The sequence below is a fragment of the Pseudomonas sp. P8_229 genome (assembly GCF_034008635.1).
In the GTDB taxonomy this organism is placed as follows: domain Bacteria; phylum Pseudomonadota; class Gammaproteobacteria; order Pseudomonadales; family Pseudomonadaceae; genus Aquipseudomonas.
In genome coordinates this window covers 2,490,546-2,511,442 of record NZ_CP125378.1, presented here as the reverse complement: position 1 = coordinate 2,511,442, position 20,897 = coordinate 2,490,546, and the positions used below count along the sequence as shown (strand labels likewise).

At 62.9% G+C, this 20,897-nt stretch carries 18 protein-coding genes; 15 read left to right on the top strand and 3 right to left on the bottom strand.

Features of this window, described 5'->3' with window-relative positions:
* Positions 1-9 precede the first annotated feature (9 nt).
* From QMK55_RS11370 to madM, 12 genes are all read left to right on the top strand, one after another.
* Complete coding sequence (locus QMK55_RS11370; RefSeq protein WP_320329201.1) at positions 10-5,934, top strand: Hpt domain-containing protein; 5,925 nt, start codon at positions 10-12, stop codon at positions 5,932-5,934.
* On the top strand, positions 5,927-6,397 hold the full coding sequence (locus QMK55_RS11365; RefSeq protein WP_320329200.1) for a chemotaxis protein CheW: 471 nt from the start codon (positions 5,927-5,929) through the stop codon (positions 6,395-6,397). Before QMK55_RS11370 ends, QMK55_RS11365 begins: the two co-directional genes overlap by 8 nt.
* A 504-nt stretch (positions 6,398-6,901) precedes the next feature.
* Positions 6,902-7,267, top strand: coding sequence for a DUF6124 family protein (locus QMK55_RS11360; protein ID WP_320329199.1), 366 nt, complete (start codon positions 6,902-6,904; stop codon positions 7,265-7,267).
* Positions 7,268-7,563: 296 nt separating this feature from the next.
* Entirely contained in the window at positions 7,564-9,234 is a 1,671-nt protein-coding gene (gene mdcA / locus QMK55_RS11355; RefSeq protein WP_007913685.1) for a malonate decarboxylase subunit alpha, read from the top strand.
* On the top strand, positions 9,234-10,106 hold the full coding sequence (locus QMK55_RS11350; RefSeq protein WP_320329198.1) for a triphosphoribosyl-dephospho-CoA synthase: 873 nt from the start codon (positions 9,234-9,236) through the stop codon (positions 10,104-10,106). The genes mdcA and QMK55_RS11350 overlap by 1 nt, the downstream gene beginning before the upstream one ends.
* Positions 10,106-10,405 carry a malonate decarboxylase subunit delta gene (locus tag QMK55_RS11345; RefSeq protein ID WP_007913697.1) on the top strand — a complete coding sequence of 100 codons (300 nt, stop codon included), beginning with the start codon at positions 10,106-10,108 and terminating at the stop codon, positions 10,403-10,405. The genes QMK55_RS11350 and QMK55_RS11345 overlap by 1 nt, the downstream gene beginning before the upstream one ends.
* Positions 10,398-11,249, top strand: coding sequence for a biotin-independent malonate decarboxylase subunit beta (locus QMK55_RS11340; protein ID WP_102358997.1), 852 nt, complete (start codon positions 10,398-10,400; stop codon positions 11,247-11,249). The genes QMK55_RS11345 and QMK55_RS11340 overlap by 8 nt, the downstream gene beginning before the upstream one ends.
* Entirely contained in the window at positions 11,246-12,031 is a 786-nt protein-coding gene (gene mdcE, locus QMK55_RS11335) for a biotin-independent malonate decarboxylase subunit gamma (protein WP_320329197.1), read from the top strand. The genes QMK55_RS11340 and mdcE overlap by 4 nt, the downstream gene beginning before the upstream one ends.
* A complete protein-coding gene (locus QMK55_RS11330) occupies positions 12,025-12,645 on the top strand; it encodes a malonate decarboxylase holo-ACP synthase (RefSeq protein WP_320329196.1) in 621 nt (206 codons plus the stop codon). Before mdcE ends, QMK55_RS11330 begins: the two co-directional genes overlap by 7 nt.
* Positions 12,642-13,562: a malonate decarboxylase subunit epsilon gene (gene mdcH, locus QMK55_RS11325; RefSeq protein WP_320329195.1), complete on the top strand. Its 921-nt coding sequence runs from the start codon at positions 12,642-12,644 to the stop codon at positions 13,560-13,562. Before QMK55_RS11330 ends, mdcH begins: the two co-directional genes overlap by 4 nt.
* Before the next feature lie 66 nt (positions 13,563-13,628).
* Positions 13,629-14,045: a malonate transporter subunit MadL gene (madL, locus tag QMK55_RS11320; protein WP_102359001.1), complete on the top strand. Its 417-nt coding sequence runs from the start codon at positions 13,629-13,631 to the stop codon at positions 14,043-14,045.
* Between the two features lies 1 nt (position 14,046).
* Positions 14,047-14,811 carry a malonate transporter subunit MadM gene (gene madM / locus QMK55_RS11315; RefSeq protein ID WP_102359002.1) on the top strand — a complete coding sequence of 255 codons (765 nt, stop codon included), beginning with the start codon at positions 14,047-14,049 and terminating at the stop codon, positions 14,809-14,811.
* 191 nt (positions 14,812-15,002) lie between these two features.
* Here the strand turns inward: madM and QMK55_RS11310 are convergent, their stop codons facing one another.
* Entirely contained in the window at positions 15,003-15,923 is a 921-nt protein-coding gene (locus QMK55_RS11310; RefSeq protein WP_102357717.1) for a LysR substrate-binding domain-containing protein, read from the bottom strand.
* A gap of 142 nt (positions 15,924-16,065) precedes the next feature.
* On the opposite strand from QMK55_RS11310, the gene trhA reads away from it, so the two are divergent.
* Positions 16,066-16,683, top strand: coding sequence for a PAQR family membrane homeostasis protein TrhA (trhA, locus tag QMK55_RS11305; RefSeq protein ID WP_047596560.1), 618 nt, complete (start codon positions 16,066-16,068; stop codon positions 16,681-16,683).
* 102 nt (positions 16,684-16,785) lie between these two features.
* Here trhA and QMK55_RS11300 read toward each other — a convergent pair whose 3' ends face one another.
* Positions 16,786-17,697: a LysR family transcriptional regulator gene (locus tag QMK55_RS11300; RefSeq protein ID WP_102357719.1), complete on the bottom strand. Its 912-nt coding sequence runs from the start codon at positions 17,695-17,697 to the stop codon at positions 16,786-16,788.
* A gap of 109 nt (positions 17,698-17,806) precedes the next feature.
* Between QMK55_RS11300 and QMK55_RS11295 the strand changes: the two genes are divergently transcribed.
* Positions 17,807-19,048 (top strand): D-amino acid dehydrogenase, encoded by a 1,242-nt coding sequence (locus QMK55_RS11295; RefSeq protein ID WP_102357720.1) that lies wholly within the window; start codon positions 17,807-17,809, stop codon positions 19,046-19,048.
* A 53-nt stretch (positions 19,049-19,101) separates the two neighbouring features.
* Positions 19,102-20,004 (top strand): transporter substrate-binding domain-containing protein, encoded by a 903-nt coding sequence (locus QMK55_RS11290; RefSeq protein WP_320329194.1) that lies wholly within the window; start codon positions 19,102-19,104, stop codon positions 20,002-20,004.
* A gap of 121 nt (positions 20,005-20,125) precedes the next feature.
* Here the strand turns inward: QMK55_RS11290 and QMK55_RS11285 are convergent, their stop codons facing one another.
* Entirely contained in the window at positions 20,126-20,845 is a 720-nt protein-coding gene (locus tag QMK55_RS11285; RefSeq protein ID WP_320329193.1) for a 16S rRNA (uracil(1498)-N(3))-methyltransferase, read from the bottom strand.
* Between the last annotated feature and the right edge of the window lie 52 nt (positions 20,846-20,897).

Sequence of the window (20,897 nt, the reverse complement as noted above, 5' to 3'; positions counted from 1 at the left end):
GGAGTGGTTATGGGTGACCGGCACGACTACGTGGCCCTCGAATGGGTCAAGGGCGAGATTGCCGAAACGCTGAAACAGGCGCATCAGGCGATTGAAGCCGTGCTCGATGATTCGCAGGCGTTTCCTGGGCTGGACGAGTGCCTTGACTACGTCCATCAGGTGCACGGCAGTCTGCAGATGGTTGAGTTCTATGGCGCCGCCTTGCTTGCCGAAGAGATGGAACATCTGATCGAGGCCCTGCAGCACGAACGCGTCAGCCATCGCGACGAAGCCCTGCACCTGCTGCTGCAAGCCCTCGGGCAACTGCCGATCTACCTCGATCGCGTGCAGAGTGCCCGCCGCGATCTGCCCTTGGTGGTGCTGCCGCTGATCAACGATCTGCGCAGCGCCCGGGGTGAAAGCCTGCTCTCGGAAACCAGCCTGTTCAGCCCGCAACTGCCCGAACTGGCGCCGCTCAGCGATGCAGCGCTGGCGCTGCTGGAGCCAGCGGAACTGCCGAACGTGCTGCGCAAGTTGCGCCAGATGCTGCAAATGGCGCTGGTCGGTCTGTTGCGCGAGCAGGATGACCAGACGCATCTGGACTACCTGGCGAAAGTCTTCAACCGACTTGAAGCCTTGAGCGGCGACGCGCCGTTGAGCCCCTTGTGGCAAGTGGTATCGGCGCTGGTCGAAGGCATGCGCGAAGGCGTCATCGCCCACAGCCCGGCGCTGCGCAGCCTGTTCAAGGATGCCGACAAGGAACTCAAGCGCCTGCTCGAACAAGGCATGCGCGGCCTCAATCAGCCGCCGCCTGCGGAGCTGCTCAAAAGTCTGCTGTTCTATATTGCCAAAGCCGAACATCCCACCGGGCAGATGCTGACCATGAAAGATCGCTACTCCCTGGACGACGCGTTGCCCGACAGCGCGATGCTCGACGAAGAACGCGCGCGCCTGGCCGGTCCCGACCGCGATGCGATGCGCTCGGTGCTCACGGCATTGTGTGAAGAACTGGTGCGGGTCAAGGAACGCCTTGATCTGTTCGTGCGCAGCGACCGCCAGCATGCCTCCGACCTGGAGAGCCTGCTGGCGCCACTGCGGCAGATCGCCGACACCCTGGCGGTGCTCGGTTTCGGCCAGCCGCGTAAAGTCATCATCGATCAACTGGCAGTGGTGCTCAGCCTCGCTCAAGGCCAGCGCGAACCGAGTGACGCCACACTGATGGATGTGGCCGGCGCCTTGCTCTACGTCGAAGCGAATCTCGCCGGGATGGTCGGCAAGGTGGAGCCGGAAAGCCCCGAAGACGCGCGTTTGCCGACCACCGACCTGACGCAGATCCACCAGATCGTGATCAAGGAAGCGCGCATCTGTCTGCAACAGGCCAAGGACATGATCGTCGACTATATCGACGCCGACTGGGATCGCCAGCAACTGCAACCGTTGCCGGAGCTGCTGACCCAGGTGCGCGGCGCGCTGGCGATGATTCCGCTGAGCCGGGCGGCGAGCCTGGTCGAGGCCTGCAACCGTTTCATCCGCGAGCACCTGCTGCTCGATCCCCACGAGCCAGGTTGGCAGCAGCTGGATAATCTGGCCGACGTCATCACCAGCCTTGAGTATTACCTCGAGCGTCTGAGCGACGATCCGCAGGCGCCGAACGAGCAATTGCTGGACGTCGCGCAGAAGAGCCTCGCCAGCCTCGGTTTTTTTCCCAAGGACCCGCTCGACGAGCAGCCCCGCGAACCGCGTGTGCCGCTGCTTGACGACGTGCTCAGCCCCGGCGAAGCGCGGGTGATGCAGGACCTGCAAGCGCTGGATGACCCCGAGACGGTGCAGTCGCTGGCCGATGTGCTGGCCAGCCCGGTGTCGGCGCTCAACCCGCCGGCACGGATCACCCCCGGCAGCCTGATGCCGCCGCCCGCCGATGAAGAACCGGTGGACGATGAACTGCGCGAAGTGTTCCTCGAGGAGACCGACGAGGTGCTCGAGGTCCTGCACGAATACCTGCCGCGCTGGTCGGCCGACACCGATGATCGCGCCGCGCTGACCGAACTGCGTCGCGCCTTCCACACCTTGAAGGGCAGCGGGCGCATGGTTCGCGCGTTGATCCTTGGCGAGCTGGCGTGGGCGGTGGAAAACCTGCTCAACCGCGTGCTGGAACACAGCGTCGAGCCCGGCCCGCAGGTTCAGCAGTTGCTTCAGGACAGCGTGCTGTTGCTGCCGGAGCTGATCAACGAATTCGCCACTCAGCGCCAGCGTCAGCGCAGCGATGTCGATCAACTCGCGGCCCGTGCGCACGCTCTGGCCAAAGGCGATCAAGCATTGGCCGAAGAAGACGTCGCCGACGTTGCCGCGCTTGATCCGCTGTTGCTGGAGATCTTCCGCAACGAGGCCGAAACCCACCTCGCCAGCCTCAACCGTTTCCTCGATCAGGCCGCCGAGCATGTGCCGCTGCAGGCCAGCGACGAGTTGCAGCGCGCCTTGCACACCCTCAAGGGCAGTGCGTCGATGGCCGGTGTGCTGCCGATTGCCGAGCTGGCGGCGCCGCTGGATCAACTGGCCCGCGAGTTCAAGGCGCATCAGTTGCCACTCGATCTGGACGAAGTGGAATTGCTGCTCGAAGCCGAAGGCCTGTTCCGGGTTGGCCTGCGTCAGCTCAAGCATGATCCGCTGGCGCCGATTGTCGGTGCGCAGTCGCTGATCAAACGCACGGGCACACTGCTCGCCGAACGTCTGGAAGCGATCCTCAATGCGCCGAATACCGGCCTGCGGGTCAAGCGCGATCCGCAACTGATCAACAACTTTCTCGCTCAGGGCATGGACATCCTGCTCGACGCCGAAAGCCTGTTGCAACGTTGGCAGCAGCACCCCGGCGAGCGCCAGGAACTCAGCGCGCTGCTGGATGAACTGACCACTTTGGGCGAAGGCGCACACCTCGCCGATCTGCTGCCGGTCGACGTCCTGTGCGAAGCCTTGCTCGACCTCTATGGCGCGGTGGAAGAAAGCAGCCTGGCGGTCAGTGAGCGGTTTTTCCAGGAGGCGCAGAATGCTCACGAAGCGCTGATCAACATGCTCGACGAACTGGCCGCCGGCCAGGAAGTCACGCCGCAGCCGCAACGTATCCGCGCCCTGCACGAACTGCTCGACGAAAGCCTCGACCCCACCTCCATGGGGCTGATCCGCAGCGACGGCAGCCGCACCTTGAGCATCCATGAGCTGGGCGCCGCGACCGCCGAACTTGCCCAGGCCAATCCCGAGACCGCTCCCGACGACGAGATCGTCGAGATCTTCCTCGAAGAGGCGGTGGACATTCTCGACAGCGCCGGCCAGGCCTTGCAGCGCTGGTTGAGCGATCCGGACAACAGTGCGCCGCTGTCGTCGTTGCAGCGCGACTTGCACACCCTCAAGGGTGGCGCGCGAATGGCCGAGGTCGATGCCATCGGCGATCTGGCCCATGAGCTGGAAGGTCTTTACGAAGGGCTGGTGGATCGTCGCTACAGTCACAGCGAGAGGCTGGGCCGTTTGCTGCACAAGAGTCATGACCGCCTGGCCTTGTTGCTGGAGCAGTTGCAGGATCATCAGCCACTGCGCCCGGCGCAGGAGCTGATCGAGGCGATCCGCCAGTTCCGTCAGGGCGCATCCGGCAGTGCCGAAGCCGCGCAACCGGCCGCCGAGCACGACAGCGCCGCGCATGACCCGGAGCTGCTGGAGATCTTCCTCGAAGAAGGTTTCGACATCATCGAAAACTCCGGCGCGGCGTTGCTGCGCTGGCAGGCCGAGCCGGGCAATCGCCAGGAAGTGGAAACCCTGCTGCGCGATCTGCACACTCTCAAGGGCGGCGCACGGATGGTCGAGATCGGCCCGATCGGCGACCTTGCCCATGAGCTGGAATACCTTTACGAAAGCCTCGCCACCGGTGTGCTGCAACCGTCCGCCGAACTGTTTGCGCTGGTGCAACGCGGGCATGACCGCCTGGCGCAAATGCTCGACGGCGTGCGCGCCGGACAGCCGTGCCCGCCAGCAGATCGACTGATCAGCGCGATCCAGAACTTCAGCCACCCGGTGACGCCCGACACGCCGCCGCTGGTACCGGTTGTGGTCAAGACCGAAGCTGCGGCGCCGGCCGTCGACGCCGGTGCGGACATGGTCAAGGTCTCCGCCGAACTGCTCGATGAGCTGGTCAATCTGGCCGGTGAAACCTCGATTTTCCGTGGGCGTATCGAGCAGCAGGTCAGCGATGCGCAAACCGCGCTGAACGAGATGGAAACCACCATCGAGCGCATGCGCGATCAGTTGCGCCGGCTCGATACCGAAACCCAGGGGCGGATTCTCAGCCGACAGCAGGTCGATGCCGAACGCCTCGGTTACGAAGAATTCGATCCGCTGGAAATGGACCGTCATTCGCAGTTGCAGCAACTGTCGCGTGCCCTGTTCGAATCCGCCTCCGACCTGCTCGACCTCAAGGAAACCCTCGACCGTCGCAACCACGACGCCGAGAACCTGTTGCAGCAACAGGGGCGGATCAACACCGAATTGCAGGAAGGCCTGATGCGCACGCGCATGGTGCCGTTCGAGCGCATGTTGCCGCGGCTCAAGCGCATCGTGCGTCAGGTCGCCGAAGAGCTGAACAAGGACGTTGCGTTCATCATCGACAACGCCGAAGGCGAGATGGACCGCAACGTGCTGGAGCGCATGGCCGCGCCGCTGGAACACATGCTGCGTAATGCCGTTGACCACGGTCTGGAGTCTGCCGAAGTGCGGCTGGCGGCGGGCAAGCCGGCGCAGGGCACGATCAGCCTGGACCTGTCCCGCGAGGGCGGCGACATCGTTTTCGATATCCGCGATGACGGCGCCGGTGTGCCGCTGGATGCGGTGCGGCGCAAGGCGATCAAGCGTGGTTTGCTGGCGCCGGATGCCGAGATCAGCGACCGCGATGTGTTGCAGTTCATCCTGCAGCCGGGATTCTCCACCGCTGAAAAGATCACCCAGATTTCCGGACGCGGCGTCGGCATGGACGTAGTCCACGAAGAAGTCCGCCAGCTCGGCGGCACCATGAGCATCGACTCGGTGCCCGGGCAGGGTGTGCATTTCCGCATTCGCTTGCCGTTCACCGTATCGGTCAACCGTGCACTGATGGTGCAGAGCGGCGAGGATCAATACGCGATTCCGCTGAACACCATTGAAGGCATCGTCCGCGTGTTGCCGAATGATCTGGAAGGGCATTACCGCAATGATCCGCCGAGCTATCACTACGGCGGCCAGCGTTACGAGTTGTGCTATCTGGGCGAGCTGCTGAAAACCGCACCACGGCCGAAACTGCTCGGCCAGAGTCTGCCGTTGCCAGTGCTGCTGGTGCAGTGCAATGACCGGCACATCGCGGTGCAGGTGGACGCGATGGCCGGCACTCGCGAGATCGTGGTCAAGAGCCTCGGCCCGCAGTTCGGTGCGGTGCAGGGCGTGTCGGGGGCGACGATTCTCGGCGATGGCCGGGTGGTGTTGATTCTTGACCTGCTGGCGCCGATCCGCGCGATGCAGGCGCGGGTCGCGCAGCGTCCGGCGCACGCGGAAATCGACAGCGAGCCGCACAAACCGCTGCTGGTGCTGGTGGTCGACGACTCGGTCACCGTGCGCAAGGTCACCAGCCGTTTGCTCGAACGCCACGGCATGAACGTGCTGACCGCCAAGGACGGGGTCGATGCCATGCTGCTGCTCGAAGAACACATGCCGGACCTGATGTTGCTCGACATCGAAATGCCGCGCATGGACGGCTTCGAAGTCGCCACCCAGGTGCGCAATGACGAACGCCTGCAACACCTGCCGATCATCATGATCACCTCGCGCACCGGGCAGAAACACCGCGACCGCGCGATGGCCATCGGCGTCAACGACTACCTCGGCAAGCCGTACCAGGAATCGGTGCTGCTCGAAAGCATTGCCCACTGGAGCAAGAAACATGCATGAGCGCCGCCACAACGCGCGCACCAGTCAACTCACCGGCCTGCTGCTGCCGCTGGCCGACCGCAATCTGATCCTGCCTAACGTCGCTGTCGCTGAGTTGATCGACTATCAGGCCAGCGCGTTCGATCTGGACACACCGCCGTGGTATCTGGGACGGGTGAAGTGGCGTGAGCGGCAGATTCCGCTGCTGAGTTTCGAGTCGGCCTGCGGGCAGAAAATCGTCATTGGTGAGCGCGCGCGAATCGTCATCCTCAATGCCCTCGGCGGCTTGCCGCAGCTGAAATTCATTGCGCTGCTGGTGCAGGGGATTCCGCGCTCGTACAAGCTCGACAGTCAGTTGAGTTATGTCGATGTGCCGTTGTGTGCGCTGGAGCAGGCGGCGGTGCAAGTCGGGGAGCAAGTGGCCAAGGTGCCGGATTTGTTGGGGTTGGAGCAGTTGTTGGTGGATGCCGGACTTATCCACTGATCCGGAGTCTTCAGTGGCCTGACTGGCCTCATCGCGAGCAGGCTCACTCCTACAATTGGAATGCGTTCCCCCTGTAGGAGTGAGCCTGCTCGCGATAGCGCCTGCGGCATCACCCAAAATCCGACAGACAAATCCCAATTCCTGTAGCGCAATAAACACTATTCAGCACAGCTGTTTAAAGACACTCAGTGTTACGCCTAACCAGCCTACAAATCCTTGCGCCGCTGCCTACGCATGCACCAGAATCCGCCGGCTTGTGCGCCCTCGGTTGGCTGCGTAACTTGATCCCGTCACTGATTTCCAGTGATCGGGTTTAGTAGCCCGTGGTTAATCTAAGGGTGCACATACACCATCGTCAGGCTTCGCCTGCATTCGATGGCGGCTGTGCGCAGGGCGCTTCGGCGCGCCGGCTTCCTTAGGTTCCCCGGTCTGCTAACCTGCGTTCAGCTGCCACCCCTTCTTTTAGCAGAGAAGCGGTTCCAGCCTTATTCCGGAACCTGAAAAATGATAAAACCTTCGCCAAACCCGCCGGATACCGATCCCGCATCCCCCTACGAATCCCCCGACTCAAAGAAATTCCACGAAGCCGCCGAACGCGCCCTCGACCATTACCTCGGCCCGACCAACGCCGATCTGATGGCCACGCCTTACACCCCCAACACGCTGTACATGGCCAATCCCAATGCCGACACCGAATCCCTGCTGGCCGACGCCAGCGAAACCCTCGGCTCGGCTACGGTGATGCTCAACAACCATGCAGCAATGGTGCAAGGCACGCACCGCAAGACTGTGCAAGGTATTGCGCAGGTGGTGATGGTGGCGGAGATGGCCGTCAACCGTTTGTTGGACAGGTTGGTGCCGACGGAGTGATTTAAAAGCCAACCCTCACCCCAGCCCTCTCCCGGAGGGAGAGGGGGCCGACCGAGGTGTCTGGCGTTGTACATCGACCTGAAATACCCAGTCGATTATGGATTCAGTAAAGCACGATCAGGTCGGCGTATCCCTTGAGCATCCCCCAATCGGTCCCCTCTCCCTCCGGGAGAGGGCTAGGGTGAGGGTGCTTTTGATCGTTACCCTGGGCGTAATGATTCGCCGCTGCGCTTGATTGATGCCCCCACCCCACACGCCTACCTTAGCTCCACGACAGCGAACCCCGTGGAGTGAGCATGACAACAACAATTTCCCCCGACTCGCGCTGGACGCGGCGGCGTGACGAGAAGCAGCGGCGTCTCGACAAGGTGCGCGGGCTGGCCGACGGTGTGGTGTTGCCCACCGACAAGATCGTCGCCGCGCTCGAAGCGCTGATCCATCCCGGAGACCGTGTGGTGCTGGAGGGCAACAACCAGAAGCAGGCGGATTTTCTTTCTCGTTCGCTGGCCAAGGCTGACCCGGAAAAGCTCCACGACCTGCATATGATCATGCCCAGCGTCGGTCGCTCCGAGCATCTGGACCTGTTCGAACGCGGCATCGCCCGCAAGCTCGACTTCTCCTTCGCCGGCACCCAGAGCCTGCGCATCAGCCAGTTGCTCGAAGACGGCTTGCTGGAAGTCGGTGCGATTCACACCTACATCGAACTCTACGCACGGCTGGTGGTGGACCTGATCCCCAACGTTGTGCTCTCGGCCGGGTTCATGGCCGACCGCGCAGGCAACATCTACACCGGCCCCAGCACCGAAGACACTCCCGCACTGATCGAACCGGCGGCGTTCAGCGACGGCATCGTCATCGTCCAGGTCAACCAGTTGGTCGACGACGTCAGCGAGCTGCCCCGCGTAGACATCCCTGCCTCATGGGTCGATTTCGTCGTGGTCGCCGACAAGCCGTTCTACATTGAACCGCTGTTCACCCGCGACCCACGCCACATCAAGCCTGTGCACGTGTTGATGGCGATGATGGCGATTCGCGGTATCTACGAAAAACACAACGTGCAGTCGCTCAACCACGGCATCGGTTTCAACACCGCCGCCATCGAATTGATCCTGCCGACCTACGGCGAATCCCTCGGTCTCAAAGGCAAGATCTGCCGCAACTGGACGCTCAACCCGCACCCGACGCTGATTCCGGCGATTGAAAGCGGCTGGGTCGAAAGCGTGCATTGCTTCGGCACCGAACTGGGCATGGAAAACTACATCGCCGCGCGCCCGGACGTGTTCTTCACCGGCCGCGATGGCTCGCTGCGTTCCAACCGGATGTTCTGCCAACTCGCCGGGCAATACGCGGTGGATCTGTTTATCGGCGCGACGTTGCAGGTCGATGGCGATGGCCACTCCTCAACCGTCACCCGTGGCCGTCTCGCCGGTTTCGGTGGCGCGCCGAACATGGGCCACGACCCGCGCGGTCGCCGTCACGGCACCCCGGCGTGGCTCGACATGCGCCACGACGATTCGCAGCAACCGATGCTCGAACGCGGCAAGAAACTCGTGGTGCAAATGGTCGAGACCTTCCAGGAGGGCGGCAAACCGACCTTCGTCGAAACCCTCGACGCGGTCGAAGTGGCGAAGAAAAGCGGCATGCCGCTGGCGCCGATCATGATCTACGGCGACGACGTCACTCACCTGCTCACCGAAGAAGGTATCGCCTACTTGTACAAGGCGCGTTCGCTGGAAGAACGCCAGGCGATGATCGCCGCGGTGGCGGGCGTCACCGCCATCGGCCTGCGCCACAACCCGAAAGACACCGAACGCATGCGCCGCGAAGGCCTGATCGCCTTGCCCGAAGACCTCGGCATCCGTCGCACCGACGCCACCCGCGAACTGCTTGCGGCGAAAAGCGTGGCCGATCTGGTCGAGTGGTCCGGCGGCCTCTACAACCCGCCCGCCAAGTTCAGGAGCTGGTAATGCACGCACTCAACCTGCAAGCGAAACCCGTCAGCCTGAGCGAACGCCTGGCCGATCTGGCGGTGGATGCGCTGATCGACGAAGCCGATCTGTCGCCGAAACCGGCGCTGGTCGATCGGCGTGGCAATGGCGCACACACCGATTTGCACCTGGGCCTGATGCACGCGTCGGCGTTGTCGTTGTGGCCGGCGTTCAAGGAAATGGCCGAGGCCGCCAACGCGACAGGCAAAGTCGGATTGCCGTTGCGCGAAGCGATTGGCCGCATCGGCCGCGAAGGCGAGCAAGCGATGCTCGCGACCACCAACGGCGTGAACACGCATCGCGGGGCGATTTGGGCGCTGGGTTTATTAGTGACCGCCGCTGCACTGGAACCGCAATCCTCCAGTGCTAACGCCGTGACCCTGCGCGCCGCGCGTCTGGCCTTGCTGGACGATCGCTACGCACCAAAACCTTTGAGCCACGGCGCCCAGGTCGCCCTGCGTTACGGCGCACGCGGTGCCCGCGAGGAAGCACAACTCGGCTTCCCTTCAGTGCTGCAACGCGGTCTGCCACTACTCAAGCGCAGCCGCGCCTACGGCCACGGCGAACAGAACGCCCGGCTCGACGCCTTGCTCGCGATCATGACTGAGCTCGCTGACACCTGCGTGCTCTACCGCGCCGGTGAACAAGGTCTGCAGGCCATGCAACACGGCGCGCAAGCGGTGCTCGACGCCGGTGGCAGCGCCAGTCTCACCGGGCGTCGTCGCCTGCACGAACTGGATCAACAACTCATCGCATTGAATGCCTCGCCCGGTGGCGCCGCCGACTTGCTCGCCGCCACGTTGCTGCTCGACCGAATCGAGCGCGACGGCATCCTTCAGGGAGCGTTTTGATGGAAACCTTATCCTTTGAATTCCCCGCCGGGCAGCCGCCACGTGGACGGGCGCTGGTCGGTTGTGTCGGCTCGGGCGATCTGGAAGTACTGATCGAACCGGGGCTGGCCGGCAAACTGACGATCAATGTGCAGACCTCGGTCAACGGTGCGCAGCTGCGCTGGCAGCACCTGTTTGCGCGGATGTTCGACGGTACCACGCCGCCGGCGATGGCCATCGATATCCACGATTTCGGCGCGACGCCGGGGGTGGTGCGCCTGCGGCTGGAACAAGGTTTCGAGGAGATCGGCCATGACTGACAGCGCAGCGCTTTTGCACAAACACAGCTTCGTCGAACTCGGTGCGCGGCAACGGGCGAAAGCCTTGCTCGACGCCGGGACCTTCCGCGAATTGCTCGATCCGTTTCAACGCGTCATGTCGCCGTGGCTCGAACGCCAGGGCGTGGTGCCGCAAGCCGATGACGGTGTGGTGATCGCCAAGGGCAGCCTCGATGGTTTGCCGGTGGTAATCGCGGCGATTGAAGGCGCGTTTCAGGGCGGCAGCCTCGGCGAAGTCGGTGGGGCGAAGATTGCCGGTGCACTGGAACTGGCCGCCGAAGATAACCGCAAAGGCATTCCGACCCGCGCCGTGCTGCTGCTGGAAACCGGCGGCGTGCGCTTGCAGGAAGCCAACCTCGGGCTGGCGGCGATTGCCGATATTCATGCGGCGATTGTCGATTTGCAGCAGTACCAACCGGTGGTTGGGGTGGTGGCGGGCAGCGTCGGTTGCTTTGGTGGCATGTCGATTGCCGCTGCGCTGTGCAGCTATTTGCTGGTGACTCAGGAAGCACGCCTGGGTTTGAACGGCCCACAGGTGATCGAGCAGGAAGCCGGCATCGAAGAATACGACTCGCGCGATCGTCCATTTATCTGGAGCCTGACCGGTGGCGAGCAACGTTTCGCCAGTGGTCTGGTGGATCGTTATGTGGCCGATGACGTGGCGCAGATTCGGCAGCAGGTCGGTGAACTGCTGCAGCAAGGTTTGCCCGCGCAGCCACGCAGCCAGCGCGCCGAATGGTTCCTGCGACGTCTGGCGAGCCTGGACACCGACCAGCAAATCGAGCCTTCGGTGGTTCGCGATCTGTATCAAGGAGAGCGCTCATGAGCGGTTATTCACTGCGCGGTTTGAACTGGTTCAACGCCCTGAGCGCGGGGGCAGTTGCGGTGGAAGGTTTGCCGCCATCGTTGAAGGTGGCGGATGGCGAGCTCGGGCGTTTTATCGCTGTGGTCGCTGACCCGGATAATCGTTTTCCTCGAGCCCGAAACGGCGAAGTCGGTTTGCTCGAGGGCTGGGGTTTGGCCAAGGCTGTGGATGATGTGATCACTGCCGATCGCGACAAAGCGCAGAAGCGCCCGATCATCGCCATCGTCGATGTACCCAGTCAGGCTTATGGCCGGCGCGAAGAAGCGCTCGGCATTCACCAGGCGCTGGCTGGTGCGGCGGACAGTTATGCCCGCGCGCGTCTGGCCGGGCATCCGCTGATTGCGCTGCTGGTGGGCAAGGCCATGTCCGGGGCGTTTCTCGCTCACGGTTATCAGGCCAACCGCATGATCGCGCTGCGCGATCCGGGCGTGATGGTGCATGCCATGGGCAAGGCATCGGCGGCGCGGGTGACCTTGCGCAGTGTCGAGGAACTGGAAGCGCTGGCCGCCAGCGTGCCGCCAATGGCCTACGACATCGACAGCTACGCCAGCCTCGGATTGCTCTGGGAAACCCTGTCGGTGCAGCAGATCGAGCAGCCGACAGCGGAGGATCTGGCGCGGGTCAGCGAATGCCTGAAGCAAGCCATCGACGATATTGCCGCGACTGATTTGAGCAACCGTCTTGGCGCAAAAAATCGCCAGGCATCCAGCCGTGTGCGCGAACTGCTGAGGGCGCAGTGGTGAGCATGCCTCTGGCCCACGATCTGCTGTGGGGCATGACGCCTGCGCAGCTGCCGGCGGATGCGCCGCAGTGGGCAGTCGAGTCGCTGGCCGCCGGGCAACCGGTGGTGGTGCGGCGGGCGCTGAGCGAGGAAGGTTTAGTCGCGGTCGGCGTGCGCGGTGTGTTGCGCGAGCAGCGGTTGGCGGCGTTTATGGCACTGGATTCGATTGCCTGTCGGGTCAGTCCGGAGGCGCTTTGTCATGTTGATTGCGAGCGCGATCTGCCAGTGATGCAGGCGCTCCAACAACTGCGGCCGATGCTCGACGATTGCGGTTGGGTTTGGGGCGTCAGCGGCAGTGTCGGCTTTGAATTGGCCAGCGGTTTTACTGCGATGCACGCGGCCAGTGACCTCGATCTGATTCTGCGTACACCGCAACTGATCACGCGTAATCAGGCACGTAAACTGGTCGCGCGTTTCGACCAAGCCATGTGCCGGGTCGACATGCAATTGCAGACTCCGTTCGGTGCTGTGGCTTTGCGTGAATGGGCCAGCGGTTCGGCACGAGTGCTGCTGAAAAACGCTCATCAGGCTTGTCTGGTGGCTGACCCATGGAACCCGCAGGAGCAGGCAGCGTGAGCAGTCTGCTGGTGTTTCCCGGCCAGGGCGCGCAGCAGCCAGGCATGCTCCAGCGTTTGCCTCGGGAAACCTTGATCGAGGCGAGTGATGTGCTCGGTGAAGATGTCCTGCTGCTCGATTCTCCCGAAGCGTTGCGCACCACCCGAGCCGTTCAGCTGTGCCTGTTGATCGCCGGGGTCGCTGCCTCGCGGCAGCTGTTGCAGGACGGGCTCACGGCGGATTACGTCGCCGGCCTGTCCATCGGCGCTTACCCGGCAGCGGTGGTTGCCGGTTCTTTGAGCTTCAGCGACGCGTTGCATCTGGTCAGCCTGCGCGGTGAGCTGATGCAGCAAGCTTATCCACAAGGCTACGGCATGACCGCGATCATCGGCCTGCAATTGTCCACAGTCGAAACGCTGCTGGCGCAGGTGCACAGCGAGGATTCGCCGGTGTATCTGGCCAATATCAACGCCGACAACCAGGTGGTGATTGCCGGCAGCGACAAGGCCATGCAAGCGGTGGCCGAACTGGCGCGCGGGCGTGGCGCCGGTCTGGCAAAGCGCCTGGCGGTGAGTGTGCCGTCGCACTGTCCGTTGCTGGATCAACCGGCTCAGATCCTCGCTGATGCCTTTGCGAAAGTGGAAGTGAAGTCCCCGATAATCGCTTACCTGAGTGGCAGCCGCGCGCGTCCGGTGATCAAACCTGACGCTCTGCGCGACGACCTCGCCTTCAACATGTGCCGCGTGGTGGACTGGCGCGGCACCGTGCAAAGCGCTTATGAGCGCGGCGTGCGGCTACAAATCGAACTGCCGCCCGGTGCGGTACTGACCGGGCTGGCGCGCCGGGTGTTCGAGCAGGGCACGGTCACTGCCTTCGACAGTGCGCGGCTGGACACCTTGCAGGCGCTGTTGCGAGAGGAGGGTGGCCGCCGACCATAAACCGCCGCGACTCAGGCTTCGAACAACAAAAACAACATTCGACGATGCACTTTGAGGACTACAACAATGATTATTTACGGTGTGGCGCTGCTGGCGATCTGTACGCTGGCAGGGGTGATCATGGGTGACATGCTCGGTGTACTGCTGGGCGTCAAATCCAACGTCGGCGGGGTCGGCATCGCCATGATCCTGTTGATCTGCGCGCGGTTGTGGATGCAGAAGCGCGGTGGCATGACCAAAGACTGCGAGATGGGCGTCGGCTTCTGGGGCGCGATGTACATTCCGGTGGTGGTGGCGATGGCCGCGCAACAGAACGTCGTCACCGCGCTGCACGGCGGCCCGGTGGCGGTGCTGGCGGCGATCGGTTCGGTGGTGGTCTGTGGCTGCACCATTGCCCTGATCAGCCGCACGCATAAAGGCGAGCCGTTACCCGACGAACCGGCGCAAGTCACGCCCGTCGGCACGCCAGTAGGAGGTCGCTGACATGTGGGACCTCATTGAAAACGGTCTGGAACACAACGGTCTGGTCACGGCCTTCGCCTTCGTCGGCGTGATCATGTGGGTCTCGGTGATTCTCTCCAAACGGCTGACGTTCGGGCGCATTCACGGCTCGGCGATTGCCATCGTTATCGGTCTGGTGCTGGCCTGGGTCGGCGGTACCATGACCGGCGGGCAAAAGGGTCTGGCGGACCTGTCGCTGTTCTCCGGTATCGGCCTGATGGGCGGGGCGATGTTGCGTGATTTCGCGATTGTGGCGACTGCGTTCGAAGTGCAGGCGACCGAAGCGAAGAAAGCCGGGCTGATCGGCGTGATCGCGCTGCTGCTGGGCACGATTCTGCCGTTCATTGTCGGCGCGAGCATGGCCTGGGCCTTCGGTTATCGCGATGCGGTGAGCATGACCACCATCGGTGCGGGCGCGGTGACTTACATCGTCGGGCCGGTGACCGGTGCGGCGATTGGTGCGACTTCGGATGTGATGGCGCTGTCGATTGCCACCGGGTTGATCAAGGCGATTCTGGTGATGGTCGGCACGCCGGTGGCGGCGCGCTGGATGGGCCTGGATAACCCGCGCTCGGCGATGGTTTTCGGTGGTCTGGCCGGGACGGTGAGTGGGGTGACCGCAGGGCTGGCGGCGACGGATCGGCGGTTGGTGCCTTATGGGGCGTTGACGGCTACGTTTCACACCGGGCTTGGGTGTTTGCTGGGGCCTTCGCTGCTGTTCTTCATTGTTCGCGGGATTGTGGGTTGAAGATCAACAGCCCCTCACCCTAGCCCTCTCCCGGAGGGAGAGGGGACTGACCGAGGTGGATATTGGAGGTTCGCCGACCTGAAATTCCTGAGTCGAACTCAGGCTTTGAAAAGCCCCCCGATCTGCCCCCTTTCCCCCTCGCCCCCTTGGGGGAGAGGGCTGGGGTGAGGGAGTAAGCTCTTGATCTGCTGTTAATCCGCCAACTGCCGATTGGCATACATCCGACACTCCGCCAACAACGCCAGCAAATTCGGATCCCGCTCCTTGGCCTTCAAGAACACCACGCCAATGTGCTGCTGCAACCGGTACTTCTCCTGCAACGGAATCAGCTTCACCCGATTCTCGTACACCGCCGCAATCCTTCCTGGCAGCAACGCATAACCCACCCCCGAGCTGACCATGCTCAGCAGCGTGAAAATGTCATTCACCTGCATCGCCACCTTCGGTTCGAACCCCGCCTGCCTGAACACCCGGATGCCGTCCTGATGGGTCGCGAAGCCTTGGGTCAGGGTGATGAACGTTTCATCGCGGACCTCGGCCAGATCGACTTCCTGACGCTGGGCGAACCTTGAATCTGCCGGCGTGGCGAGGAAAATGTCATCGGAGAACAGCGGGATCTGTTCGCAGTCCGGGTCGCTGACGCTGTCGTCCAGCGACACCAGGATCGCGTCGACTTCCATGTTCTTCAGCTTGTAGAGCAGGTCGATGTTCGAGCCGAGAATCAGGTCAATGTTGAGCTCGCTGCGACGGATCTTCAGGCCCATGATCAGTTGCGGTACGGTTTTCACCGTCAGCGAATACAGGGATCCGAGCTTGAAGCGTTCAGCGGAGAATCCGGCGGCTTCGCGGGTCAGGCGTACGCTTTCGACCACGTCCTGAATCAGCTTCTGCGCCCGTTCTTCGAGCACGTAGGCGCTTTCCAGCGGCGTCAGGTTGCGGCCTTCGTGCTTGAACAGCGGGCAGCGCAGAGCGCTTTCCAGCGAATGAATCGCCCGGTGCACGCTGACATTGCTGGTCTGCAACTCGGCCGCGGCGCGCGCCAGATTGCCGGTGCGCATGAAGGCGAGGAACACCTCGAGTTTTTTCAGGGTCAATTCTTCGTCGATCAGCATGGCGCGGACTCTTTTTGGTATCGACCGATTGTGCCCAATTACCGTGGCGTGCGCAGGTCCGCGTTGAACAGAAACATTGCGCTTTTACGCTCAAGGCCCGAGCCTTGCGCGCTGCGGTAACGAATATTGAGGTGAGCGACACATGTATCACGGAGAAAAACTCAACGCCTGGACGCATCTGGTCGGGGCAGTGGCAGCGTTTATCGGCGGCGTGTGGATGCTGGTGATTGCCAGCCTCGACGGCAGTCCGTGGAAAATTGTCAGCGTGGCGATCTACGCGTTTACCTTGCTGGTGCTCTACAGCGCCTCGACCGTGTACCACAGCGTGCGCGGGCGCAAGAAAGCGATCATGAAGAAGGTCGATCACTTTTCGATCTATCTGCTGATCGCCGGCAGTTACACGCCGTTCTGCCTGGTGACCCTGCGCGGGCCGTGGGGCTGGACGTTGTTCGGGATTGTCTGGGGGCTGGCGCTGATCGGCATCCTGCAAGAGATCAAGCCGCGCTCGGAGGCGCGGATCCTGTCGATCGTGATCTACGCGGTGATGGGCTGGATCGTGCTGGTGGCGGTCAAGCCGCTGATCGCAGCGCTGGGCACGACCGGGTTTGCCTGGCTGGCGTCCGGTGGCGTGTTGTACACCGTGGGGATCATCTTTTTTGCCCTGGATCACCGGTTGCGGCATGCGCATGGGATCTGGCATTTGTTCGTGATTGCCGGGAGTCTGCTGCACTTTGTGGCGATTTTGTTTTATGTCCTCTAGACACACCACCCTCCCTCTGTCGGCCTTCGCCAGCTCGCGATAGCGTCAGGTCAGGCGGCAGAGTTTTTGGCTGATCCACCGCCATCGCGAGCAGGCGAAGGCCTACAGGGGTACCAGTTCATCCAGTTGCTTTTTCGCGCGATCGCTGAATATTTGCAGCAGATGGTTGAGGGTATGCGGCGGTGGTTCGGTGGCGCGGGTCACGGCGTAAAGGGTGATCGGCAGCGGCGGGGCGAGGGGGCGGATAGTGGTGGTCGCCGACGAGGCACCCAGCGCCGTGAACGGGTCGATCACCGCGACCCCGGCACCGGACTCGACCATCGCTCGCGCCAGTGAATAGGTCTGCACGGCGATCCTCACCCGGGGCGGCGGCTCGACCGCTTCCAGATAGCTGTCCAGCCTTGCCGCCAGTGGGTCGGCACTGGACAAGCCAATCAGCGGCGCCCCCGCGAGCGCCATCAAGGGCAGCGGTTTGCCGACGTCTGCCAGCGGCCAGAAATCCTTCGGCGCCAACGCCACCAGCACACCTGCCGCCAATGGCTGCGCTTTCAGCCCCGGGTGATCCGGCAGTTGCAGGGTCAGGGCCACGTCCACTTCGCGCATCAGCAGGTTCTGCATCAACTCGCGGCTGTGGGCGCTGGACAGCTCGCAGGCGCTGTCCGGATAACGCGTCGTCCACTCATGAATCGCCGGTGGCAGCAACGACAGCGCCAGCGCCGGGGTCGCGCCGATACGCAGGCTGTGGCCCGGCTCGCGGCGCAGGCTCTGGGCCAGACGGCGCACGCCTTGCAAGCTCTCCGTGACCTTGTCGACCTCGCGTTCCAGCTCCAGCGCTTCCGGGGTCGCCTGCAACTTGCCGCGTACGCGCAAAAACAACGGGAAGCCCAATTGCTGCTCGGCGTGTTGCAAGACCTTGGTCACTGCCGGTTGCGAGACGTGCAGCAACTGCGCGGCCGCGCTGATCGAACCGGTCTGGCGGATGGCCTGGAAAATCTCGATGTGACGTAAGCGCATGACGAGTCCATAACCTTTGTTTATGGGGCGAACATCTTTATTCATTGTTCGCCGGCTGTCACCTGGCCCTAACCTCGGCCCCGTCTTCACAACGGTTTCAGGGACAGACATGGCTCAGCGTGTATGCGTCATCGGTGGTGGGGTGATCGGTCTGGCAACGGCGTATGCGCTGGTGCGCGACGGTTTTGAGGTGACGGTGATCGAAGCGCGGGATGCGCTCGGCGTCGAAACCAGTTTCGCCAACGGCGGCCAGTTGTCCTATCGCTATGTCGCACCGCTGGCCGATGCCGGGGTGCCGTTGCAGGCGCTGGGCTGGATGCTGCGCGGCGACTCACCGCTCAAGCTGCGCCCACGTCTGGATCCGGCGCAGTGGCGCTGGATGGCCGCGTTCCTCGGCGCCTGCCGCACTTCGGTCAACCGCGAGAACGCCGCGCATCTGTTGCGTCTGGCGCTGCTCAGCCAACGCACGCTGAAGCACTGGCGCGAGGATGACGGCCTGAGTGGATTCCACTGGCGTCGTAACGGCAAACTCGTGACCTTCCGCAACGCCGGCAGCTTTGAACATGCGCGCAAGGGCCTGGCCGACCCGCAGCAACAGCAGGTGTTGTCCGCTGCCGAATGCGCGCAACTGGAACCCGCGTTGGCCGACGCCGCGTTTGTCGGGGCGATCTACACGCCGGACGAAGAAGTGGGCGACTGCCATGGGTTTTGCCTGCAACTGGCCGCGCGATTGCGCGCCTCTGGGCGTTGTGAGTTTCGCCTTGGTCAGGCCGTGACCGGGATTCGCCACAGCAATGGCGCCGTCAGCGCTATCGAACTGGGTAGCGAAGTGCTGCCGGTTGAACAACTGGTGATCGCCGCCGGCCATCGCAGCCCACTGCTGGCGTTGCCCGGCCTGCGCCTGCCGCTGTATCCGCTCAAGGGCTACAGCCTGACGGTGCCGATCGGCGCTGAACATCGGGCACCGGACATGAGCATCACCGACTACGACCGCAAGATCGTCTACGCGCGCATCGGCGAACAGTTGCGGGTGGCGGCGATGGTCGACATTGTCGGTTTCGATCCGGCGGTCGATCCTCAGCGGCTGGCGCTGATCAAGCGTCAGGCGCGCGACACCTTCCCCGACGCCGGAAACTATGAGGCCGCCGTGGAATGGGCCGGTATGCGCCCGGCGACGCCCACTGGCGTGCCGCTGCTGGGTGCCACGGCGTATCGCAATCTGTGGCTGAACCTTGGCCACGGTGCGCTCGGTTTTACTTTGGCCTGTGGCAGCGGACGGTTGCTCAGCGAACTGATTGGCCAGCAACGTACCTCTATTGATCTGCACGGCTTCAATCCCCGTGCGGCGTGATTGACTGATGCTTCACCGTTCAAAAACAACAATGCCCACAACGGAGAATAACAATGCAAAAAATCACGTTGCTTGCCTGTACTTTGGGGCTGCTGCTCGGCAGTCAGGCTCAGGCCAATGAGGCGCCGCTGACCGGCACTCTTGGCAAAATCGCCAGCGCCAACAGCATCACCCTGGGTTATCGCGATGCGTCGGTGCCGTTCTCTTACGTGGGCGATCAGAGCGGTCAGCCGATGGGTTATTCGGTGGATCTGGCCGGCAAGGTTGTCGAACGTATCCGCCAGCAACTGGCGCGGCCGGAGCTGAAGGTGAAGTACAACCTCGTCACCTCGCAGACGCGCATTCCACTGGTGCAGAACGGCACGGTCGACCTTGAGTGCGGCTCCACCGGAGTCACCGCCGAGCGGCAGAAACAGGTGTCGTTCTCCTACGGGTTCATTTACGTCAAAGGGCAGTTGCTGACCGCCAGGGACAGTGGCATCCAGCGCTTCGACGATCTGCGTGGCAAGAACGTGGTGACCACGGCGGGCACCACCAACGAGCGCTATCTGAAGAGCTACAACCACGATCACAAGCTCGATATGTCAGTGATCAGCGCCAAGGATCATGGCGAGGCATTCCAGATGCTCGAGTCGGGGCGGGCGGTGGCGTTCTACATGGACGACGCGTTGCTCTACGGCGAACGGGCCAAGGCGCGCGATCCGCATCACTGGGTGGTGGTCGGGGAGGAGCAGTCGCGGGAGATCTACAGCTGCATGGTGCGCAAGGACGATCCGCAGTTCCTCGCGTTGGTGAATGGCGCGTTGGCTGAGCTGTATCGTTCGGGGGAGATCAATGGGATTTACAAACGCTGGTTCGAACAGCCGATTCCGCCGAAAGGGTTGAACCTGGAGTTTCCGATGACCAGCGAGTTGAAGGCGATTATTGCCAAGCCTGTCAGTGATCCGGTGGAGTGACAGTTAGACCGAGGTGAAGCTTTTCGCGAGCAAGCTCGCTCCCACAGTGGATGTCCAGTGAGCACAAACTTTGTGTACACCCAAGATCTACTGTGGGAGCGGGCTTGCTCGCGAAGAGGCCCTAGAAATCACCCCAAAGCTGCTGGGCTACCGCCAGTGCAACCACCGGCGCCGTCTCGGTACGCAACACGCGCGGGCCGAGGCGGGCGGCGTGGAAGCCGTTGCCTTTGGCCTGCTCGACTTCGGCATCCGTCAAACCACCTTCAGGCCCGATCAGGAACGCCAGCGTCGCCGGTTTGGCATGGCTCACCAGCGGCTCCGCCACAGGGTGCAGCACCAGTTTCAACTCGGCTTCGGTCTGCTTGATCCAGTCAGCCAACAACACCGGCGGATGAATCACCGGCACCCGCGAACGGCCGCACTGCTCACAGGCGCTGATCGCCACCTGACGCCAGTGCAGCAGGCGTTTGTCGGCGCGTTCGTCCTTCAGGCGGACTTCGCAGCGATCACTGAAGATCGGGGTGATTTCATTCACACCCAGCTCGGTGGCTTTCTGGATCGCCCAGTCCATGCGCTCGCCCCGGGACAGGCCCTGGCCGAGGTGGATCTGCAATGGCGACTCGACCTGGCCGGCCAGTTGCTCGTCGATCTGCACGGTCACACGCTTCTTGCCGACGTCCAGCAGGGCGCCGCGAAATTCATGGCCGGAGCCGTCGAACAACTGCACCGCATCGCCCTCGGCCATGCGCAGCACGCGGCTGATGTAATGCGCCTGGGCTTCCGGCAGTTCGTGTTCGCCGGTGCTCAGGGGGGCGTCGATAAAGAAGCGGGACAGTCTCATTTCGGGTCTCTCAGATTAGATCGTTCCCGCGCTCTGCGTGGGAATGCCTCAA